Origin of the sequence: Cryobacterium sp. N22 (genome assembly GCF_002929555.1) — a bacterium.
Taxonomy (GTDB): domain Bacteria; phylum Actinomycetota; class Actinomycetes; order Actinomycetales; family Microbacteriaceae; genus Cryobacterium.
In genome coordinates this window covers 1-21,754 of record NZ_PJJP01000027.1, presented here as the reverse complement: position 1 = coordinate 21,754, position 21,754 = coordinate 1, and the positions used below count along the sequence as shown (strand labels likewise).

General features: G+C 70.8%; 15 protein-coding genes. 7 read left to right on the top strand and 8 right to left on the bottom strand.

Annotated features, from left to right (window positions below; translation table 11 throughout):
* Window positions 1-48 precede the first annotated feature (48 nt).
* Together CXY76_RS04780 and CXY76_RS04775 are read right to left on the bottom strand one after the other, a co-directional pair.
* Window positions 49-606, bottom strand: coding sequence for a GDSL-type esterase/lipase family protein (locus tag CXY76_RS04780; protein ID WP_104163109.1), 558 nt, complete (start codon window positions 604-606; stop codon window positions 49-51).
* Window positions 607-1,380: 774 nt separating this feature from the next.
* Window positions 1,381-2,934, bottom strand: coding sequence for an SDR family oxidoreductase (locus CXY76_RS04775; RefSeq protein WP_104163108.1), 1,554 nt, complete (start codon window positions 2,932-2,934; stop codon window positions 1,381-1,383).
* Between the two features lie 109 nt (window positions 2,935-3,043).
* Here CXY76_RS04775 and CXY76_RS04770 point away from each other — a divergent pair, with 109 nt between their 5' ends.
* Window positions 3,044-3,949: a TOMM precursor leader peptide-binding protein gene (locus CXY76_RS04770; protein ID WP_158253837.1), complete on the top strand. Its 906-nt coding sequence runs from the start codon at window positions 3,044-3,046 to the stop codon at window positions 3,947-3,949.
* On the opposite strand, the gene CXY76_RS04765 is transcribed toward CXY76_RS04770, so the two are convergent.
* Window positions 3,840-5,549, bottom strand: coding sequence for an ATP-dependent helicase (locus tag CXY76_RS04765; RefSeq protein WP_104163155.1), 1,710 nt, complete (start codon window positions 5,547-5,549; stop codon window positions 3,840-3,842). The genes CXY76_RS04770 and CXY76_RS04765 overlap by 110 nt on opposite strands.
* 4 nt (window positions 5,550-5,553) lie before the next feature.
* On the bottom strand, window positions 5,554-6,528 hold the full coding sequence (gene nudC, locus CXY76_RS04760; RefSeq protein ID WP_104163106.1) for an NAD(+) diphosphatase: 975 nt from the start codon (window positions 6,526-6,528) through the stop codon (window positions 5,554-5,556).
* 93 nt (window positions 6,529-6,621) lie between these two features.
* Between nudC and CXY76_RS04755 the strand changes: the two genes are divergently transcribed.
* Window positions 6,622-7,833: a phosphotransferase gene (locus CXY76_RS04755; RefSeq protein ID WP_104163105.1), complete on the top strand. Its 1,212-nt coding sequence runs from the start codon at window positions 6,622-6,624 to the stop codon at window positions 7,831-7,833.
* Here CXY76_RS04755 and CXY76_RS04750 read toward each other — a convergent pair.
* Window positions 7,734-11,153, bottom strand: a complete 3,420-nt coding sequence (locus tag CXY76_RS04750) for an ATP-dependent DNA helicase (RefSeq protein ID WP_104163104.1) — start codon at window positions 11,151-11,153, stop codon at window positions 7,734-7,736. The genes CXY76_RS04755 and CXY76_RS04750 overlap by 100 nt on opposite strands.
* A complete protein-coding gene (locus CXY76_RS04745; protein ID WP_233199570.1) occupies window positions 11,150-14,605 on the bottom strand; it encodes a UrvD/REP family ATP-dependent DNA helicase in 3,456 nt (1,151 codons plus the stop codon). The genes CXY76_RS04750 and CXY76_RS04745 overlap by 4 nt, the downstream gene beginning before the upstream one ends.
* Before the next feature lie 39 nt (window positions 14,606-14,644).
* Between CXY76_RS04745 and CXY76_RS04740 the strand changes: the two genes are divergently transcribed.
* Both CXY76_RS04740 and CXY76_RS04735 read left to right on the top strand, forming a co-directional pair.
* Window positions 14,645-14,869, top strand: coding sequence for a DUF3107 domain-containing protein (locus CXY76_RS04740; RefSeq protein ID WP_088455638.1), 225 nt, complete (start codon window positions 14,645-14,647; stop codon window positions 14,867-14,869).
* 7 nt (window positions 14,870-14,876) lie between these two features.
* The gene (locus CXY76_RS04735) at window positions 14,877-15,179 is read left to right on the top strand and encodes a hypothetical protein (protein WP_104163103.1); all 303 of its coding nucleotides are present in this window, start codon (window positions 14,877-14,879) and stop codon (window positions 15,177-15,179) included.
* A gap of 195 nt (window positions 15,180-15,374) precedes the next feature.
* Here the strand turns inward: CXY76_RS04735 and CXY76_RS04730 are convergent, their stop codons facing one another.
* Window positions 15,375-16,076 carry a ferritin-like fold-containing protein gene (locus CXY76_RS04730; protein ID WP_104163102.1) on the bottom strand — a complete coding sequence of 234 codons (702 nt, stop codon included), beginning with the start codon at window positions 16,074-16,076 and terminating at the stop codon, window positions 15,375-15,377.
* Window positions 16,077-16,260: 184 nt separating this feature from the next.
* Between CXY76_RS04730 and CXY76_RS04725 the strand changes: the two genes are divergently transcribed.
* Entirely contained in the window at window positions 16,261-17,739 is a 1,479-nt protein-coding gene (locus CXY76_RS04725; RefSeq protein ID WP_104163101.1) for a DEAD/DEAH box helicase, read from the top strand.
* 176 nt (window positions 17,740-17,915) lie between these two features.
* Here the strand turns inward: CXY76_RS04725 and CXY76_RS04720 are convergent, their stop codons facing one another.
* Window positions 17,916-18,788: a PHP domain-containing protein gene (locus tag CXY76_RS04720; RefSeq protein WP_104163100.1), complete on the bottom strand. Its 873-nt coding sequence runs from the start codon at window positions 18,786-18,788 to the stop codon at window positions 17,916-17,918.
* Between the two features lie 55 nt (window positions 18,789-18,843).
* On the opposite strand from CXY76_RS04720, the gene CXY76_RS04715 reads away from it, so the two are divergent.
* On the top strand, window positions 18,844-19,905 hold the full coding sequence (locus tag CXY76_RS04715) for an endonuclease/exonuclease/phosphatase family protein (protein ID WP_104163099.1): 1,062 nt from the start codon (window positions 18,844-18,846) through the stop codon (window positions 19,903-19,905).
* Window positions 19,906-19,946: 41 nt separating this feature from the next.
* Window positions 19,947-21,503: an aminopeptidase P family protein gene (locus CXY76_RS04710; protein WP_104163098.1), complete on the top strand. Its 1,557-nt coding sequence runs from the start codon at window positions 19,947-19,949 to the stop codon at window positions 21,501-21,503.
* Window positions 21,504-21,754: the final 251 nt, after the last annotated feature.

The window sequence follows — 21,754 nt, the reverse complement described above, 5'->3', positions numbered from 1 at the left end:
CCGGCGGTGGGAGGGGCGGATCAGACGGGGTGGATCAGACGGGTCGCGTCAGGCCGGGTGCCGGCTGACGGACAGCTCCGGCGGGTGTTCGAGCAGGTCGACGAGCGCCGGCCGAAGTTCGGTGAACCAGACGACGTAGCCGGCTTCGATGAGGTGCAGGTGGTCTGCTGACCATTCGGCGCTCAGCGTGCCGTCTGGGGCGGCCAGCGCCGGCCAGAGATCCAGGTACCGAGCCTTGACCGTCGGCGCGAACTGGCGCAGATGCCGGTTGACCGAACGGATCACGTGCACGAACTCGGTCTCCCTCGGGGGCACGGACTGGATGAGCAGCCGGGTGCCGGGAAGCTGCTTGCGCAGGGTGCACAGGATGGTTTCGATGTTGCGCACGATGTACTCGTCCGACCGGTTCCAGCCCACATCGTTGGTACCCACCTGCAGGACAACGGCATCGGGGTCGGCAGAAACGACCTGATCGAGCCGGCCCAGGACCTCATCGGTCGTGTCCCCGTTCACACCGAGGTTGCGCACCTCAAGCTCGGGGAACCGTTCTTCCCATCGAGCACCCGCGCTGAGGCCGTCGCCGACGAACACCACCACACCGGACATCAGGACTCCTCCACGCTTGATACCATGATGCGCTCCCTGGTGCACGGTGGCTAGGGTCGAAACTGGCAAGATTCCGTCAGCCGTCTCCCCCGGGCCCTGTGCTTCCTCCGTTGGTCGAGCCTGTCGAGACCAGGCCAGACGATCCCGCCAACACGGCACCACACACACGCACCTCACGAGGTCTCGACAAGCTCGACCGACGAAATGGGCGCGATCATCCCCGTTGGTCGGACCTGTCGAGACCACGCCAGACGATCCCGCCAACGCGGCACCACACACACGCACGTCACGAGGTCTCGACAAGCTCGACCAACGAAATGGGCGCGACCATCCCCGTTGGTCGAGCCTGTCGAGACCACGCCAGACGATCCCGCCAACGCGGCACCACACACACGCACCTCACGAGGTCTCGACAAGCTCGACCAACGAAATGGGCGCGATCTCCGTTGGTCAGGCCTGTCGAGACAACGCCAGACGCTCCCGCCAACACGGCACCACACACACGCACCTCACGAGGTCTCGACGAGCCCGACCAACGAAATGGGCGCGATCATCCCCGTTGGTCGAGCCTGTCGAGACCACGCCAGACGATCCCGCCAACGCGGCGCTGCACCCAGGCACGTCGGGGGTCTCGACGAGCTCGACCGACGGGATGGGCGCGACATGCAGGCACGTCGGGGGTCTCGACGAGCTCGACCGACGGGGTGGGCGCGCACCGCAGGTCAGGTCGCCTGGTCTGTGCCGGCGGATGCGCGGGGACCGCAGACCGGGTTGTTAGCTGACGGGTGCTTCCGCGGTCGCGGCGGTGTCCGGGGCGCCGACCGGGGTGCCGGGTCCGGCGTCCTGGGCGGCGGCCTCGGTTTCGGCGGCGGCGGTGATGCGGTTGGCCATGCCGCTGAAGATCACACCGTGGAACGGCAGGATCGAGAACCAGTAGAGCCGGCCGCCGAGTCCGCGTGGGAAGAACACCGCGCGCTGGCGGTAGATCGAGCCGCCGTCATCCGTCGGCTCCGCCCGCATCTCGAGCCAGGCCCGGCCGGGCACCCGCATCTCGGCGCGCAACCGCAGGAAGCTGCCCCGATCGATGCGTTCGACGCGCCAGAAGTCGAGCACGTCGCCGGTCTGCAGACGGTCGGGATGCCGGCGGCCCCGGCGCAGTCCCACTCCCCCGACGATCTTGTCCATCCAGCCGCGCACCGCCCAGGCCAGCGGGAAGGAGTACCAGCCGTTCTCCCCGCCGATGCTCTCGATGACCCGCCACAGGTCCGCCGGCTGGGCCGACGTGCGCTTTTCCTTGAGGTCGGTGTAGACGAGGTGCCCGGCCCAGTCGGGGTCGCTGGGCAGCGGGTTGCTCGACGCCCCCTCCGTCGCGGCGTTGTGCCAGCTGGTCTCCACGTCGCCGTCGCGCATCCGGCCCAACGCCAGGCGCACGGCCCGGCGATAGGTGGTGAGACCGCCCGCCGGTGCTGGGATCACGGCGTCGATGTCGTGCTCGTGCACGACACAGTCGTACTGCAGCGACGCGATGATCGGCACGGCGAGGCTGCGCGGGATGGGCGTGACCAGGTTGACCCACTGCGAGGCGAGCCACGGGGTGAGCACCGGGAGCGGCGCGATGGGGCGCTGGTGCAGGCCGGCTTCGACGGCGTAGCCGTTCATCATCTGGCCGTACCGCAGCACGTCGGGGCCGCCGATGTCGAAGGTGCGGTTGACGTCGGCGGGCACATCGGCGGCGGCGACGAGGTAGTGCAGAACGTCCCGCACCGCGATGGGCTGGATGAAGTTGCGCACCCACCGGGGCGCCGGCATATACGGCAGCACATCGGTCAGGTGCCGGATCATCTCGAACGACGTGGAGCCGGAACCGATGACGACCCCGGCCTGGAAGGCGATCGTGGGCACGCCGGAGTCCAGCAGGATGCGGCCGACCTCGGCGCGGGAGCGCAGGTGCGGCGAGAGGGTCGGACTGTCGGGGTGCAGACCGCCGAGGTAGACGATGCGGGAAACCTGCGCCTCGGCCGCGGCACCGGCCACGTTCCGGGCGGCCGTGCGTTCGGTCTGCTCGAAGTCGCCCCTGGCCCCCATCGAGTGCACCAGGTAGTAGAAGACGTCGATGCCGGCGCTGGCCTTGGCGACCGAGGCCCGGTCGCCGAGGTCGCCTTCGACGATCTCGACGTCGTCGGCCCACGGCACATCGGTGAGTTTCTGGGGCGAGCGCACGAGCACCCGCACGGTGTGGCCGGCCTCGAGGAGCTTGGGAACCAGCCGGCCCCCGATGTAGCCGGTGGCTCCGGTGACCAGTACGCGGCGTGCGGTCTTCTCAGTCATTGCGTCAGCCTAGGGCGGGAGTCTGGGCTGGACCTGCACATTCACGGGCGGCAAACGGGGCCTGTGGATGAATCCGGCGGCGCCGGCCGGTCTGGGGGAAGATCGCCGGATGATCCTTCGACTCGACCCGCGGTATCCGCTCGTCTGGCGCACCCCGGACACCATCCAGCTGGGCATCGACCGGCCGTTGGCGATCGTGCCGGGGGTGACCGCCCCGCTGGAGAGCGTCATCGCCGCGCTGCGGGTGGGGGTGCCCCGGTCGGGTGCGCTGATGCTCGGGCGGCAGGCCGGCGCGACGGATGCTGCCACCGCCGCCCTACTCGCCGCCCTGGCCCCCGCGCTGGTCGACCTCGAGACCCAGCCGGGGGCGCCCGGCACCGACACTGCGCCTCTCACCGCCACCTGGTTCGGCAGCAGCAGGGCCACCCCGGTGCACCGCGGCGACCGTCCCGTGGTCTGCGTGGACGGCGCCGGCGCCACGGCCGACCGCATCCGGCAGCTGCTGGCCGACCTGGGCATCACCGTTGCCAGACCAGGGCAGCTCCCCGACCTGGCCGTGATCGTGGACCATTTTGTGCTCGCCCCGGAGCGGCACGGCCACTGGTTGAGGCGAGATGTGCCGCACCTGCCGGTGCTGTTCAGCGACACCGAGGTGCGGGTGGGCCCGCTCGTGGAGCCAGGCGCCGGCCCGTGCCTGACCTGCCTGGACCTCGAGCACGTCGACCTCGACCCGGCCTGGCCAGCGATCGCCAGCCAGTTGCTGCACCGCACGGCGCCCACCGAAACGCCCCGCCTGGGCATCGAGGTGGCCGCGACGGCGGCCGGCATCGTGCACGAGCGGGTGTTCGCGTCCTCGAATGAGTTCGCGGCCGCATCGCTGGCGATCGACGCGGAGTCGCTGACGGTCAGACGCCGCGCGCACCGGCCGCACGAGCGGTGCGGATGCCGATTTCTGCCAGAAAGCGTGATCGTTCTCGCGGGGAACGCTGCTGGCTTCCGGCCGCGGACCAGCTGAGCGAGAGGCGTTTGCGCGCCCGGGTGACACCCACGTAGAGCAGCCGGCGTTCCTCGTCGACCTGCTCGAAGGTGCCGGCGTAGCTGATCGGCACCAGGCCCTCTGAGAGCCCCACCACGAACACGGCGTCCCATTCCAGGCCCTTGGCCGAGTGCAGGGTGGCCAGGGTCACCGCCGCGACGGTCGGTTCGTGCTGGCCGGCCTGGCGTTCCATCAGCTCGTCGGTGAACTGACGGAAGGTGGTGCCGGGGGCGGCCTGGTCGACGAGACCCATGATCGCGTTGAGTGCCTCCCAGCGGTCGCGCACCGCGCCGCGGGTGTCCGGCGCGGTCTGGCTCCAGCCCAGGCCGCGCAGCACATCGCTGACCGACTTGAACAGCGGTTCGCCCATGATCGACACGGATGCAGCGCGCAGCGACATCACCGCCTGCTTCACCTCCGGCAGGTCGAAGAACCGCTTCGATCCGCGGATCTGGAAGCTCACGCCGACGTCGCCGAGCGCGGTCTCGAGCAGGGCGGCCTGCACGTTGACCCTGTACAACACGGCGATGTTCTCCGGTGGCACACCGGATTCGACGAGTTCGTAGATGCTCTGGGCCACCCCGCGGGCCTCGGCCATGTCGTTGGGGTACTCCCGCACGGCGGGCTCCACCCCGGTCTCGGCGACGGCGGCGTGCAGCGACAGCGCACCGGGCCGGCCGCGCATCAGCTGGTTGGCGGTGGCGACGATGGCGGCCGTTGACCGGTAGTTCTGTTCCAGGCGCACCACGGTGGCGTCCTCGTAGTGCTTGGGGAAGTCGAGCAGGTAGTCGCTGCGGGCCCCGGCGAAGGAGTAGATGGTCTGGCTGGCGTCGCCGACCACGCAGAGGTCGCGCCGGTCGCCGAGCCACAGTTTGAGCAGGTCGTACTGCAGCGGGGAGACGTCCTGGAATTCGTCGACGACGAAGAACCGGTACTGCTCACGCACCTGCAGCGCCACGGAGGGTTCGGCTTCGATCATGCCGGCCATGGCCAGCAGAACGTCTTCGAAGTCGATCTGCTTGCGGTCGTCTTTGAGTCGTTCGTAGCCCGCCTGCATGTCCAGGGTCTGCTCGATGTCGAGCCGGCCGGGCAGGGCGCGACTGGCGGTAGCGTACTGGTCCAGGCTGAGGCCGCTGGTCTTGCGCCATTCGATCTCGCCGGCCAGGTCACGCAGGGTGGCGGTGTCCAGCTTGAGTTTGAGGACCTCGGCGGCGTGGCCGAGCAGCCGGCCCTTGCCCTCGAGGATGCGCGGCGCCTGGCCGCCGACGACGTGCGGCCAGAAGTAGTTCAGCTGGCTCAGCGCGGCCGCGTGGAAGGTGCGCGCGGCGACGCCGCCGGCGCCGAGTTGCCGCAGCCGGCCGCGCAGTTCGGCGGCGGAGCGGGCGGTGAAGGTGAGCGCCATCACGCGGTTCGGCGAGTAGGCGCCGCTCATCACGCCGTAGGCGATGCGGTGCGTGATGGCGCGGGTCTTGCCGGTGCCGGCGCCGGCGAGCATGCAGACCGGCCCGATCAGGGCCTCGGCGGCGATGCGCTGTTGCTCGTCGAGTCCGGTCAGCAAAGACTCGGCGGTGGGGGTCAGTCGGTCAGACACCGGGCTGCCCCGGCTGTTCGGGCTGGGCCAGCCAGTGATCGAGAAGCGCACGTGCGATCGACGACCGGCCGGGCAGCATGATGCCGTTCTCCGGGTCGGCGAGTTCGGCGCGGCTGAACCAGCGCAGGTCCAGGATCTCGGTGCCGTCGGGCACCAGGGAGCCGGCCTGCTGGCCGTCGGCCAGGCGGGCGGTGAAGCCGACCATGATCGACGCCGGGAACGGCCACGGCTGCGACCCGCGGTAGACCGGGTCGGTGACCCTCATGCCGGATTCCTCGAACACCTCACGCACGACGGCGGACTCGAACGATTCGCCGGGTTCGACGAAGCCGGCCAGCAGCGAATACCGGTTCGCCTCCCACATGGCGTTGGAGCCGAGCAGCACCCGGTCGCGGTCGTCGGTGATCAGCACGATCACGGCCGCGTCGGTGCGGGGAAAAACCTGGCTGCCGTCCTCGGGGCAGTGTCGCACCCAGCCGCCGGTGGTCACATCGGTCGCGGCGCCGCAGCGCGGGCAGTGCGGGTGCGAGTCGTGCCAGTGCAGGATGCCGAGGGATTCGGTGAGGATGCCGGTGTCCCGGTCCGAGAGCAGGGTGGCATAGTCGCGCAGGCCCACCCACTTGGATTCGTCGGGTTCCAGCGCGGCGGCCTGTTCGTCGTCCAGCGGCACGGCCACAAGCGGGGTGCCGACGGGTTCGGCGGCGGTGGCGTCGAGCGAGAGGCCGAGGTACACCCGCAGGGCGGATGCCGGGTCGATGGTGAGGCCGGCCGGCGCGAGCAGCAGCAACCGGGGCCGGTCGTTTGCGGCGGGGGCGGCGAGCAGCACGGAGCCGCGCCACAGCGGCAGAACCCGGGTGCCGGCGTCCGCCCAGAGCCGCTCGAACAGGTCGGGTCGGGCGCGGGCGTCGTTGTCGCGATCAACGGCGTGCCGGGACAGCGGCAGCGTGGCCGTGAATCTGAACGACATGAGACCCCTCAAAAATCGGGCAACACGTGCCGAAGTAATCTGCAGGCGTGGCGAATGGCCTCACCGGGAGGAACTCGACCTAACCTAGAAGGCATGGCCAGATCCCACCTCACTCTAGCCGCGTTGGCCACCAATGCAGTGCCGGAGCTCGACGTCGCCCACGCCCGAAACCACAGTCTCGCCGGCGGCGGGTTGTTCGACTCTGCCCTGCTGGTCACCCGCGATGAGAAGGAGCTGATCATCAGGGTTCCCACGTCGCAGACGGCCGAAACCGAGCAGTCGGCCGATCTCGTGGCGTTGCGCGCCCTGACGACGGGCAACCGCAGCCGGCTGCCGTTCGACGTGCCGGTGTTCGTGGGCCAGGCGCCGTTCGAGGGCACCAGGGCCGTGGTCTACGAGCGTCTGCCCGGCGCCTCATACGATGCGGATGCCCTCACCGGCCATGAGGGTGTGTCCGGGTCGATCGGCCGCGCGATCGCCGCCATCCACGGGCTGCCGTCGGCGTTCATCGGCGATGCCGGCCTCGTGCAGCAGAGCGCCCTGGATTGCCGCACCGCCACCATCGACCTGATCGACCGGGCGGCGAACACCGGCAAACTGCCCGCGGCGCTGCTGCGGCGCTGGGAACTCGCCACCGACGACAACGCTCTGTGGCAGTTCGCGCCGACGGTGATCCACGGGTCGCTCACCGCGGAATCCTTCCTGATCAGCGACGACGCGGTGTGTGGGGTGCTCGGCTGGTCTGGGCTCTCTGTCGGCGACCCGGCCCGCGACCTCAACTGGTTGCTCGCCGCCCGCGGTGACGCCGCCGAGACGGCCGTGGCCACCTACACCGCGGCGCGGCAGGGCAACGACCCGCTGATCACCCAGCGGGCGATGCTTTACGCCGAGCTGGAACTGGCCCGCTGGTTGCTGCACGGCGTCGACAGCCACGACGAGGCCATCGTCGACGACGCGGTGTCGATGCTCGACGGACTGGTCGACAACGTGCACAGCCACACCATGAACTCGCTCTCCCCCGACACCGGGCCGATCCTCAGCGTCACCGATGTCGAGTCGATGCTCAAGGACACCCCGCGCACCCAGGCGACCGGGTCCGCCGGGCGCAACAGCGACGACAGCTCCGAGTACGGCACCAGCGAGTTCGCCGACACCGGGTCGTTCGCCAGAGTCACCAGCTTCGACGGCACCGGGTTCGACACCGGTTACGGCGACGACTCGACGGGCCCGATCCCCACGGCCGACGGCGGCGCGGATGACGCGGCCACCGACGACCACGCCGCCAAGAGGTCCTCCTCGGAGTAGAGCCGTTCCGGGGCGACGATACGGTCGTCGGCGACGAAGTAGAAGACCGCGTCGACGGTGGCCGGGTCGATGCCCTTCCACCGGGCGTAAGCGAGCCTGTACAGGGCCAGCTGGGTCTGTTTGAGTTCGAGGTCTGCGGCGTCCTTGGGTGCCTTGCCGGTCTTCCAGTCCACCACCTGGTAGCCGGCCTGGGTCTTGTAGACGGCGTCGAGCTTGCAGATGAAGACCTGGTCGCCCAGCACGTGGTGGATTTCGATCTCCACCTCTTCGGGTGCCAGCGTGGCCCACGGCGACCTCTCGAAGGTGGCCTTGAACCGCTCCAGCTGTTCCAGCTCGAGCGGCATCCCCTCGCCGCCGTCGCCGCCGTCTGTGTCGGTGTCGGTGTCGAGGTCCAGGTCGAGTTCGTCGAGCCCGGCGTCGATGAGGTCGCCGGACGACGCTCCGGTGGAGCGCTGTTCCACCCAGGAATGGAACAGGGTGCCCAGGCGGGTGGCCCGGTATGGTCGCTCCGGCATCGGCCGGCGCAGTCGGGCGAGCACCGCGGCGGGGTCGTCGACGTAGTCCTTGAACCTTGACGCCGGGATGCGGGTGGGTACGTCGAGGGTGCCGGGGCCGGCCAGGCGCTGGGCGCGTTCACGCAGCAGCAGTGTCACCTCCCGCGACCAGGGCGTCTCGATGAGCGGGACGCCGGCGTCGGCATCCGTGCCCGTGTCGTCGTGGGCGCGCACCAGGGCGGCGGCGGCCTCGACGACGGGGCGGCGGGTGCCGAGCGGGTCGAACGGCCAGACCTCGGTGGCGTCCTCGTCGGTCTGGGGTTTCTCGTCGAACTCGCTGCCCTCCGGCAGGTCGTCGATGAGCCCGGCCTCGGCCAGTTCGAGCAGGTACCGGCTGGCCTTGCGCACAGTGGTGCCGCCGCCCCAGAACGCCCCGGTGAGCAACAGCTGCTGCTGAGCGCGGGTGGTGGCCACGTAGATCAGCCGGCGTTCCTCGGCGTCGTGCCGGTACGCGAGTTCCTCTTTGTAGAGCTCATAGTCGATGTCGAACGACATCTGGGTCTCGTGGCCGAGGCGTTTGAGTTCCGGCAGTTCGGCCCGGTCGCCCCGGCAAGGGTAGGGCAATTCACCGAACCGCAACCAGCCGGAGACCTCGCGGGACGGGGCGGGCAGGTTCTTCTCGGTCAGCCCGGGGATGGCCACGTAGTCCCACTCCAGGCCCTTGGAGCCGTGGATGGTGAGCAGCTGCACGGTGCCGGGTTCGGCGGCCTCGCCGCGCGGGCCGAGGTCGTCCTGGCGTTCGGCGCGGGCCAGCCAGCGCAGGAAGCTGGCCAGGGTGCCCTGCTCGTCGCTATCGAGGAACGCCGACACGGCGTCGTGGAAGGCGTAGAGATTGGCCAGGGCCCTGCCGTGGCTCTCGTTGGCGACGAGTTCCAGGTCGAGCAGGGTTTCCTGTTCGATCAAACGCACGAAGTCGAGCAGCCCCAGGCCCGCCCGGCTGCGGAGCCAGGCCAGCTGCCGGCCGGCCTGGCGCAGGCGCTGCCGGCCGTCGTCGCTGAAGGCGGCCAGCTGGCCGTGCGATTCGGGCACGGAGGCGACGAAGTCCAGAGCGTCAACGAGCGACCGGCTCTCTTCGGTGGCCACGGAGGCACGCAGTTTGGCCTTGAGCTCGTCGGTCACGGCCTTCTGCGCCCAGTCGTGGGTGGCGAGCCAGCCGGCCACGCCGGAGAGGGCCTGCAGATCGCGCACGCCGATCCGCCAACGGCCGCCGGTGAGCAGCCGGATCAGGTCGCTGCCGGCGGACGGGTCGTGCACCACGCGCAGCACGGCGAGCACGTCGGCCACCTCGGGGGTCGACAGCAGGCCGCCGAGGCCGAGCACGTGCGCTGGCACGCCGTGTTCGCGCAGCACCTCGGCGTAGAACTCCATGTCGCGGCGGGCGCGGAACAGCATCGCGCCGGACTCGGGAGCGGCATCCGGGCCGGCCGGTGACGTGCCGAGCCTGGCCGCGAACCAGCGGGCGATGGCGGCGGCCTCGTCGGCGATGCTCTCGTGCATCGCCGCGTCCACCCGGCCGGCGCCCTTGCCCGGCGGCACCTTGAGGGTTTCCACCTGGATGCCGTTGGGCCGGGCGCGCAGCTGGGCGCTCAGCGGCGCGACCAGGGCGTTGGCGGTCTCGAGCACGGTGACCGGGTTGCGCCAGGTGAACGAGAGCGACATCGAGGGCGCCTCGGTGTTGGCCAGCGCGGCGAAATCGGTGGAGAAGCCGAGCAGGTTGGCGGAGCTGGCGCCGCGCCAGCCGTAGATGGACTGGTGCGGGTCACCGACGGCCATTACCGGGTGGTGGGCGAACAGGGTGCGCAGCAGCTCGGTCTGTAGCACCGAGGTGTCCTGGTACTCGTCGAGCAACACGATGCGGTACTGGTCGCGGTAGCGGGCAACCACGGCCGGCACCTTGCGGCAGACCTGCAGCGCCAGGGCCACCTGGTCGGAGAATTCGATCAGGCCCTGACGGCGTTTCTCGGACCCGTAGGCATCCGCCAGCTCGGCCAGCACCGGCAGCGGGGCGACGGCACTGATGGCCTCGAGCACCGAGTCGTAGGCCTTCTTCTTGCGCGGGTTGCCGTAGGGCAGGTCGGCGAGGTAGCCGAAGCTGTTCGCCAGGCGGGCGAGGTCGTGCGGCACCGGCTCCTCGCCGGGTACGAACGGGGGCGGGTTCTCGGCCAGGGCGCGGCTGAGTGAGAGCACGGCGTCGGTGACGGCGTCGACGCCCTTGCCGTACTGCACGAGCCGGCCGTCGCCGTTGGCCACGACCACCCGGCGAGCGAGCAGCCAGGCGCTGGTCTCGCTCAGCAGCACCGACTCGGGCTCGCGGCCAAGCAGCAACGCGTTGTCGGTGAACAGCCGGCTGGCGAACGAGTTGTAGGTGGAGACCGCGGGGGCGTTGAACAGGTCGGCGGAGTCGAGGCTGCGCACGGCGCCGGGCTCCAGCGGTGCGGCATCCGCATCGGTGGCCGTGGGCATCAGCCCGGCCTCGCTGAGCTGGCGGATGCGGTCGTTGATGCGTTCGGCGAGCTCGCCGGCGGCCTTGCGGGTGAAGGTCAGCCCAAGGATCTGGTCCGGCCTGGCGTGCCCGTTGGCCAGCAGCCAGAGCACCCGGTTGGCCATGGTCTCGGTCTTGCCGCTGCCGGCGCCGGCCACCACCAGGGTGGGCGAGAGCGGCGCCTCGATCACGGCCTGCTGCTCGCTCGTCGGCGGGAACATCTTCAGCGCCTGGGCGATGTCGAGGGCGGAGACCGCCCGGGACGGGCGGGAGGAATGGCTCATGAGCTGACCTGCTTGATGACGTGGATGCGGCACGAGCCGAAGGAACGGGGGTTGAGGCAGTGGTCGGCGATCTCGGCCACGAAGGTGGCGCCGCCCATGCCGGCGGCGTCGTCGGTGACCCGGGTGGTGAAGGCCGCGAGCTCGTCTGGGCTGAAGGCGCTCTGGGTGGGATTGCGGTAATTCTGCTTCTGGGTGCCCGAGGACACAATCACCAGGCGCGCGCCGGCCAGCTCCATCCCTGGTTCGAGGCCGTCGATGACACCGGCCGAGAACGCCAGCTGGTAGGCGCCGAGCTGCGGGTGCTCGGCCACCCCGGTGTCGCTGGTCGGGTCGCCCTTGCCGGTCTTGAGGTCCACGATCACGGCCCGGCCGTCCGGCAACCTCTCCACCCTGTCGATGGTGCCGGAGAGCACGGCGCCGTCCAGCTCCAGGGCGAACCGGCCCTCGGCGCTGAGCAGCCGGGTGCCGTCGCGGGCCCCGTCGCCGAGGTACGCGGCGAGCCGGTCGGTGAGTTCGCGGGCCTGGGTCTTCTGCACCCTGGACTGCCAGTCGGCGTCGAAGACGAGTTCGTCCCAGCGGGCCTCGACGCCGGCCCACAGCGCGTCGGCGGTGATCCCGGCCGGGTCCGGTGTGCGGGCCGGGTCGGTGGCGTCCTCCATCACCTTGTGGATGATGGTGCCCAGGTTGGCCGCGGTGCTGGAGTCGCCGCCGCCGATCTGGCCGATCAGCCAGTGCAGCGGGCAGGTTTCGAATGCGCTCATCCGCGACGGCGACACGCGCACGGGTCCGTCGCCGGCGTCGGGATCGTTGAGCGGGCGCACGGTGCTGGCCTGACGGAGGCCGTACCAGTCGTCGGGCGACGCGCCGGGCACCTTCTCGCCGGCGAGGCGGGTGAGAGTGGCGGCGGCATCCGTGGCCCTGGCCGGCAGCACGACGGGCAGTGCGGCGACGGGGTCTGCCTCGGCACCGTCGGCCACGGGCTGCAGCCGGGGACGCAGGGTCTGGGTGAGGTCCCGGCGGAGGCGCCCGACCAACCCGCGCAGCGACAGCGGGTACCGGGCCAGTGGGGCGGGGTCGGGGTCGGGCAGCAGGCGCAGGAACGCCGAGGGCTGGTTCTCGTCGTTGTCGACGGCGGTCACCAGCAGTTCCGCGCAGCTGCGCGAGGCGGCCTGGGCGAACATGCGCAGCTCGTCGTGCAGCACGCTCGTGCGGGCGCCGGCCGGGTCGGGGGTCTCCCCCGCCGCCAGCAGGGCCAGGTCGCCGGCGCCGAGCAACGAACCGCGGATGCGCAGGTCGGGCCAGACGTTCTCCTGCACCCCGGCGAGCACCACCAGGTCGAAGTCGCGGCCGATGGTGCCGCTGGGGGTGGAGACGAGCACGGACTCGGCCAGGGCGCGCGGGGCCAGGGTGTCTTCGGGCACGTCTGTGTCGACGAGGTGTTCGACGAAGAGCACGGGCGGGGCCGCCGGGGTGCGTTCGACGAAGCGCTGCGCCGCGGAGAACAGGGCCACGACGGCGTCGAGGTTGTGGTTGGCCTCGTCGGCGTCGATGCCGGTGCCGGTGGACTGTTCGGACCAGGCCGGGGCGAGGCCGCTGCGCTGCCAGAGCCCCCAGAGCAGCTCCTCGATGGTGGCGCCGGCGGCGTAGGCCGTGCGGGTCTGCCGGAGGTTCTTGGCGCAGGACGCGGCGCGCCGGGCGGTGCGGTTGTCGATGCGCTCGAGCAGGGCCGGGGTGTGGAAGACCTCGACAAGCAGCTCGTCGGCGCTGCGGCTGGCGCCGTCGGTGAGTTCCTGTTGGCTGAGTTCTTCTTGGCGGAGCGCCGCGCGCAGCCGGCGCAGGGTGATCGGGTCGAGGCCGCCGAGCGGGCCGCGGAGCAGGTCCACCGCCGCGTCGGCGTCGAGCGGCCGGCGGCCCAGGGTGATGTCGAGGGCGAGGACGAAGGCGCGCACGGCCGGTTCGTCGCGGAGGGCCGTCTGCGCGGCGGCCACCTGGGTGGGCACCTCGAGCGCGGCCAGCCCCTTGGAGAGCGCGGGCACCAGAGCGCCGGTGCGCACGATCACGGCCATCCGCCCCCAGGGCAGGCCGTCGAGCACGTGGCGTTCGCGCAGGCGCCTGGCGATCACGGCGAGCTGGTCGGCGGGACTGGCGGTGACGACGGTCTGCACGGCGGTCGGTGCGGCGGTCGGCTCTGCGGAGGTCAGCTCTGCGGCGGTCGGCTCTGCGGCGGGGGTGGGCGTGGCGGTCGGCGGGAGTTCGGCGCTGCCGGCCGCGCGCTGGGTTCCGGCCGCGGCGGCGCCGATCCGGCCGGTGAACTCGCGGATCACCGCGCGCATCTCTCCGCCGTGCCGGTGCACGGTATCGAGGGTGAGGGTGGCCACGTCGGGCAGCCGCAGGTAGTGGCCGAGCCGGCCGAGGGCATCCGGGTGGGCGCCGCGGAATGACCCGGTGCTCAGGTCGGGGTCGCCGAACGCCACGATCGTGACGCCGCGGGCGGCAAACTGGGCCAGCAACGCCAGGGTGGACTCGGTGGCCTCCTGGGCGTCGTCGAGCACGATCAGTTTGAGCGCACCGAGCGGGCCGAGCGGGTTGCCGGGGGTCACGGCGGCCAGCGTCGTCGGCCCGGCGGCGCCCGCCGGCCTGGCGGGCTGGCGTGGTGCGTCCTGCACGATCGCCGCGGCGAACTGCACGAGCTCGGTGGAGTCGAACTGGCCGGGCCGGCTCTGGTCCTTGATGTCCTGGTAGTCAGCGATGAAGGCGGCGGCGGCGGCCCACTCCGGGCGGTCGTTGGCGGCGGCGAGGGCGGCCAGCCGTGCCGGGGTGACGCCATACTCCACGGCGCGCATCATGAGGTCGCGCAGTTCAGTGCGGAAGCCGCGCAGGCCCCGCACCTCGGCGTCGAGCGGGCTGGGCCAGGCCGGTCCGGTGCCGGAGGCGATGTCGCCCGCCAGGATCTCGGCGATGATCTGGTCCTGCTCGCCGCCGGTGAGCAGGGTCGGGCTGGTGCGGCCGGCCGCCACCTCGGCGTCCCGCACGATCTGGAAGGCCACGGAGTTCATGGTGCGGGCCAACGGGCCGTTGGTGGGCACCTTGAGGCGCAGGGCCAGCCTGTCGCGCAGCACTGTGGCGCCGGTGCGGGTGGGCACGAGCACGAGCACCTCGCTGGGCGACACAGCGTGGCTGAGCACCCGGTCGGCGACGAACTCGACGAGGGTGTGGGTCTTGCCCGAACCCGGGGCGCCGATCACGGCGGCCGACCTGTTGATGCCCAGGTTCAGAACGGCTTGCTGGGAGGCATCCAGGCCGAGAGCACGGCCGGACACACCGGGGTCGGCCGGCAGCGCCGGAGCCTCGGGGACGGCGGGATCGTCGAGCAGTTCGGACACCGGGTTCATCACGGTCCAACGGTAACGGGTTGCGCCGACAGTGAACGTGGCGGGCCGACTGCGGGGCATGTCGTAATCTGAGCGGGTAGGCAACCGAAAGGCGCATCCGTGGACATTCGCATTGGCATTTTCAACTCCCCCCGGGAGATCAGCTTCGAGACGGCTCAGCCCGCCAACGAGATCGAGGAGACCGTCGCGGCCGCCCTCGCGGGGCAGACCGGATACCTCAAGCTCAGTGACAAGAAGGGGCACGTGTACATCGTCCCCACCATCGGCCTCGCCTACGTCGAGCTGGGCTCCGAGTCCTCCCGCCGCGTCGGCTTCGTAGCCTAAACCTGCCATGGAGCTCCTGTTCGTCGCCCTCGGCGGCGCGCTGCTCGGGCTGGCGGCTCGGTACGCCCTGCCCCGCCGCCTCACGCACGGTTCAGTGTTGGTGCCGGCCGTGGGCACCGGTGTCGCATCGCTGGTCTGGGTCGTCTTGACCTGGCTCGGCTGGGCGTGGGACGGCGGCTGGATCTGGTGGGTGTCCTTCGTGGTCGCTGCCATCGCCGCTGTCGTGGTTGATGTGGTCCTGGGCCGTCGCCGCGAGGCCGCGGACCTGAAGATGTTGCACACGATCAGCAGGACCGGGCTGCCGGCGTAAGGTCATTGACGAAAAAACACCCTCATCGATCTCGATGAGGGTGTTTTTCGTGCTTGGGCGTCGGATACGCGCGCTGTGCGGGTCAGGCGCCGCTATGCGCTTGGCGCGCCACCCGCCCACCGGCGCGGCACCCGCACACCTCGCTGAGAGCGCGCGCACCTCGCCGGATCGCGTGGGCGCACTGAGGAGGCACGGCTACGCGGTGAGGCCGAGGCCGTCCATCCGCCGGGTGTGCGCCGCGATCAGCTCGGTGAAGACCGGTTCGATGCGGGAGTCCTGGGTCACGGCCATGGCCGAGCGGGCCACGAGCAGGGTGTCGCCGACCAAACGTCGGCCCCATAGCGCCAGGCGGGACTCGAGCGCCGGCTGGGCGGCGATGGCCGCGGCCAGCTCGTGCACCAGCACGTCGGCGCCGCCGTGCTCGCCGAGCAGGTGGGCGATGCGCGGGCCGACATCGCCGGGCAACGCGTCGGAGAGCCTGATGAAGAAGTCGTCGAGCAGCCCGCCGGTCAGGTAGCAGCTGAGCAGCAGCTCCTGCCAGTCCTCACCAGCGGTGATAGCGCGAAAGCTATCCAGGGCGGGTACGAACGGGCCCATCACACTGGCCGGTTCGCCGTCGCGGCGCCGGATTTCCTCGATGAGCCCGTGGTGCTTGGACAGCGCACGCCCGGCGGCCAGGCTCAGGCCTTCCTTGGCGGCGAGGGTGGGCGCCGTGATGACCGCCGTCGACAGGCTCTCGAACATTCCCAGTTCGAAATAGGCGGCCTGGCCGAGGTAGGTGAGCAGGTCCGGCACCAGTTCGGTGATGTCGACCTTCGTGGTGGCGCGCCGGTCGCCCCGGGCCGACAGCCGCGGCGTCTCTGCCCGTTTCGGGCGTTCACCTAACCAGGAGATCACCTGCCAAGCATAGGTCCACGTCCCCGGCTTCGTATTCGAATAACGAGGCGGGTGCGGTGTGGCCAGGGGCTGTTGCCCAGGGCCGCCCTATAGTCTGGTGTCATTCACCGGCGCAGGATCGGTGGACTTGCGCCTGAAGCAAAGACGGGCGCATCCCGCTTCGAGCTAGACAGGCAACCAAAACGTGACCTTTTCCGAACTCAATATCGACCAGGACATGGTCGAGGCTCTCGCCGCCAAGGGCATCCTCGAGCCGTTCCCCATCCAGACCCAGACGATCCCCCTCGCCCTCAGCGGCCAGGACATCATCGGCCAGGCCAAGACCGGCACCGGCAAGACCCTGGGCTTCGGCCTGCCGCTGATCCAGCGCCTCGGCCTGAACCCCGAGCCCGGTGTGCAGGCGCTCGTCGTCGTGCCCACCCGCGAACTGTGCGTGCAGGTCAGTGAAGACCTCGAACTCGCCGCGAGCAACCGTGGCACCACCGTCGTCTCCATCTACGGCGGCAAGGCCTACGAGGGACAGATCGAGCAGCTCAAGGCCGGCGCGCAGATCGTCGTCGGTACCCCCGGGCGTCTGCTCGACCTCGCCAGCCAGCGCCTGCTCAGCCTCGCCAACGTGCGCGAGATGGTGCTCGACGAGGCCGACAAGATGCTCGACCTCGGCTTCCTCGCCGACATCGAGAAGCTGTTCTCGCAGACGCCGTCCACCCGTCACACGATGCTGTTCTCGGCCACCATGCCCGGCCCGATCGTGGCGCTGGCCCGCCGGTTCATGACCAAGCCCATCCACATCCGCGCGAGCGACCCCGACGAGGGCCTCATGCAGGCCAACATCGAGCACCTCGTGTACCGCGCGCACAACATGGACAAGGACGAGGTCATCGGCCGCATCCTGATGGCCGAGGGTCGCGGCAAGACCGTGATCTTCACCCGCACCAAGCGTGCCGCCGCCAAGCTCGTCGAAGAACTCGGCGACCGTGGCTTCAACGCCACCGCCGTGCACGGTGACCTCAACCAGGAGCAGCGCGAGCGCGCCATGGCGTCGTTCAAGGCCGGCAAGAAAGACATCCTGATCGCCACGGATGTTGCCGCGCGCGGCATCGACGTCGACGACGTCACCCACGTGATCAACCACACCATCCCCGAAGACGAGAAGGCCTACCTGCACCGCGTCGGTCGCACCGGCCGCGCCGGCAAGACCGGAATCGCGGTCACCTTCGTGGACTGGGACGACATGCCCAAGTGGACCCTGATCAACAAGGCCCTCGACTTCGGCACCCCGGAGCCGCAGGAGACCTACTCCTCGTCGCCGCACCTCTACACCGACCTGAAGATCCCCGCCGGGTCGAAGGGCCGCCTGCGTGCGACCCCGATCAAGGAGGCCGTCGCCGGCGCACCCGCCGGACGCGACTCCGCTCGCGGCGGCCGCAGCGACGGCCGTTCCGGTGGGCGCTCCGCCGATCGCTCCGGTTCGGGTCGCTCCGCCGACCAGGCTCCCCGCACCCGGGTGCGCGTGGGCTCCGGCACCAACCCGGATGCCCCCGCCGCGACCCCGGCGGCCGGCACCCACGACGGTGGCGGCTCCGAGCACCACGACGGCAACAGCGCGCCGCGTCGCCGCAGCCGCACTCGCCGCCGTTCCCCGCAGGCGCCCACGGCGTAACACCTGCCGACTTGCCACAAACGGCCCCCTGACCTCGTGTCAGGGGGCCGTTTGCTTCATCTCGGCAACGGTTGCGGCGGCGACTCGCTTCATTTCGCCCCCTCCGCACCCGCGAAGGGGTACTTTGCGGCACGTCGCGAGCGGGCGGAGCGACTCCGAGACGGGCTGAGACGGGATCAGGCGGCGTAGACCGGCTCGGCGCCGCGGCCCTCGGCGATGAGGCGCTCGAGCACCTCGGGGGTCGTGGTGTTCTCGCCGAGCCGGTTGGGCTTGCCCTCGCCGTGGTAGTCGCTGGAGCCGGTGATGGCCAGGCCGTACTTCACGGCGAGCATGGTGAGCCGGGCGGTGGCCTCCGGTTTGTTCTCCCGGTGCCGCAGCTCCAGCCCGAACAGGCCGGCCTCCACGAGCGCGGCCAGGCGGCTCTCGGCCATCACGTCGGCGACGCCGCGGGTGGCCGGATGCGCGATCACGGGCACTCCCCCGGCCGCACGCACCAGGGCCACCGCGCGCAACGGGTCCGGCGCGTAGTGCGGCTGGAAGTAGCCGGCTTCCCAGTGCAGGATCCCGGCGAAGGCCTCGCTGCGGGTGAGAGCGAGCCCGTTGGCGACCAGGGCGTCGGCGATGTGCGGGCGTCCCACAGTGCCGCCGGTGGTGGTCTGGGCGAGCACGTCGTCCCAGGTCAGCTCGTAGTCGGCGCCGATGCGGGCCACCATCTGCTCGGCACGGGTGAGCCGGGCCTTCCGGATGTGCGCGGTCTCGGCGACGATCCCGGCATCCGACGGGTCGAACAGGTACGCCAGCAGGTGGATGCTGGTGTGGCCGACGCGGGTGCTGAACTCCATCCCGGGGATCAGGGTGATGCCCGCGGTCCGGGCGGCGACCGAGGCCTCAGACCAGCCCGCCGTGGAGTCGTGGTCGGTGATCGCCACGGTGCCGAGCCCGGCGGCCGCGGCGGCGCGCACGAGCTGCGAGGGGGTCTCGGTTCCGTCGGAGACGCTGGAGTGGGTATGTAGGTCGATCGGACCTGTGGAACGCCGTTCGACTGCCATGCCCCCATGCTAGTTGGCGCGGGAATACAGCTTGGTCGCTTACAGTGACTCATCTATGTTCTCCTCAGTCCTTCGCGCCGTCGTCGTGCTCGCCACCCTGGCCTTCCTCACCGTGCTGGCCTTGCCCGGGCTCGCCGGACTGCAGAACACCTCGGTCGTCGCGCACGCCGTGTCCTTCCGCGGCCTGGCGGTGCTGGTGGCCATCGCCCTGCTGGCGCTGCTCGCGGTTCTGCTGCACCTCGTGCGGCCGTTGCGTGCCACCACGGCCCTGCTGATGGTGTTCCTGGTCGCGTTCGGTGCCGTCAACGCCGGCATTCTGCTGCATCGCGGCCTGGACTCGGATGCGGCGGTCGCTGCGGTTGCGGCGGAGCCTGCCGACGCGGCGATCACGGTGCTGAGCTGGAACACCCTCGGCGACGCCCCCGGTGCCGAGGCCATCGCCGACCTCGCCATCGCCGAGGAGGCCGACGTGCTCACCCTCCCCGAGACGACCGAGGAAACCGGTGTGCTCATCGCCGAGGCCATGCGTGCCGCCGGACGGCCGATGTGGGTGCACACCGTCGCGTTCGACCTCATCTCCAAGGCACGGTCGACGACCCTGCTGATCAGCCCGGACCTTGGCGACTACACGGTCACCTCCGCCGCGGGCTCCGGCCCGCCCGGCAACACCAATGTGCTGCCCACCGTCATCGCCGAGCCCGCGGACGGCGCCGGCCCGACGATCATCGCCGTGCACGCCGTCGCCCCGATCCGGTGGGAGATGGCCAACTGGAGATCCGACCTGGACTGGCTGGCCGAGCAGTGCAACGACGAGGCCTCCGACGGCGACGGGGTGATCATGGCTGGCGACTTCAACGCCACGATCGACCATTTCGCCGGTCGGGCCACCTCCGACGGCGCCGTCCTCGGCGACTGCCGGGATGCCGCCGCACTCGCCGGTTCCGGTGGCGTGGGCACCTGGCCGGCCTGGGCGCCCAGTTTGCTCGGCGCCCCCATCGACCACGTCCTGGCCACGCCCGACTGGCAGGTCGAGCGGATGACTGTGATCGGCACCGAGGACACCGCCGGCAGCGACCACCGCCCCGTCGTGGCGACGCTCTCCCCCGCCACCGACTAGCAACCGGCGGGCTCTAAGCCAGCGGGTGGGACAATGGAGGAATGGCTGACTCCACCGACACCGCATCCGCACCCACCCCTGCCGCACCGGCCGCCCGCTCGAACGAGAACCGTTCGACCACGCCCGGCTCCGAGGGGTTCAAGGAGTACATCTCCAGCGGCTGGGCCGACCGCGCCGAAACCGTGCCGCCTGCGCGCGAGCAGGCCCCCTTCGCGGCCGCCCGGCGCGAGCGCGTGTCCCAGCAGCACCTCGGACACCGCCTGATCGTGCCGGCCGGGCGTCTCAAGCAGCGTGCCAACGACACCGACTACCCGTTCCGCGCCCACTCCGCGTTCGCGCACCTCACCGGCTGGGGCAGCGACTCCGAGCCCGGTGCCGTGCTCGTGTTCGAACCGACCGCCACCGGCCACGAGACCACCGTCTACTTCCGGGAGCGCGCCGGCCGCGACTCCGACGAGTTCTACGCCAACTCCGAGATCGGCGAGTTCTGGATCGGCCCGCGCCCCTCCATCGCCCAGGTCGCCGGCGACCTCGGCCTCACGGTGCAGGGCATCGACGGCTTCGCCGAGGTACTCCGCCGCGTCGACAGCGAAACCCTGCTCGTGCGCGAAGCCGACCCGTTCCTCACCGGCCAGGTCGACGACGCCCGCCTCCGCAACGCGGCCGAGAAGATGATCACCGGAAACGGCTCTGACGCCCCGTTCAGCATCGAGATCAACCACGAGCACGACGCCGATGCCGGCCTGGCCCGCGACCTGTCCGAGCTGCGGCTCGTGAAGGACGCCTACGAAATCGGCCAGATGCGACTGGCCGTGGCGGCCACGGCCCGCGGTTTCGAGGATGTCATCCGCGACCTGCCCCGCTCCAGCACGCATCAGCGCGGCGAACGTCTGGTCGAGGGTGTCTTTAACACCCGCGCCAGGGCCGACGGCAACACCGTCGGCTACGACACCATCGCCGCATCCGGCCCGCACGCCTGCATCCTGCACTGGACCCGCAACGACGGCCCGGTTCTGGCCGGCGACGTCATGTTGCTGGATGCCGGCGTCGAGGTGGACAGCTACTACACCGCCGACATCACCCGCACGCTGCCGATCACGGGCACGTTCAGCGACGTGCAGCGCCGGGTGTACGACGCCGTCCGCGAGGCCGCAGACGCCGCGTTCCTGGTGGCCAAGCCCGGAGCGATCTTCCGGCAGGTGCACGCGGCCGCGATGGCCGTGATCGCCCGGCACACCGCCGACTGGGGCATGCTGCCCGTCACCGCGGAGGAGGCGCTGCAGCCGGAGAACGGCCAGCACCGCCGCTACATGGTGCACGGCACCAGCCACCACCTCGGTCTCGACGTGCATGACTGCGCTCAGGCCCGCCGTGACATGTACATGGACGGCGTGATCGAGCCCGGCATGGTCTTCACGATCGAGCCCGGCCTGTACTTCCAGCCGGACGACCTCACCGTGCCCGCCGAGTACCGGGGCATCGGTGTGCGCATCGAGGACGACATCCTGATCACCGAGACCGGCGCCGAGAACCTCTCCGCCGGAATCCCCCGCGAGTCCGCCGCTGTCGAAGCCTGGATGGCGGCGCTGCAGGCCTAGCCGCCCGGCTCCGTCAGAAGCGCTAACTGTTCCCGAAGCGGACAATTGGTCCCGGTGCGCCGGGCGCAATTGTCCGCATGGGGAACAGTAACGGCCGGGAGCCTAGCCGGAGATCGGCGGCTGCGGGTCAGACGGCCCGGCGGCGGGCGGTGCCGACACCGGCGGGGCCGGCTGGCCGTACGCCGGCGGCGCGGTCGGCTGGTCGCCTGCGGGGTCACGCGGCGCCTCAACCGGCGGCTGCGGCGCGGACC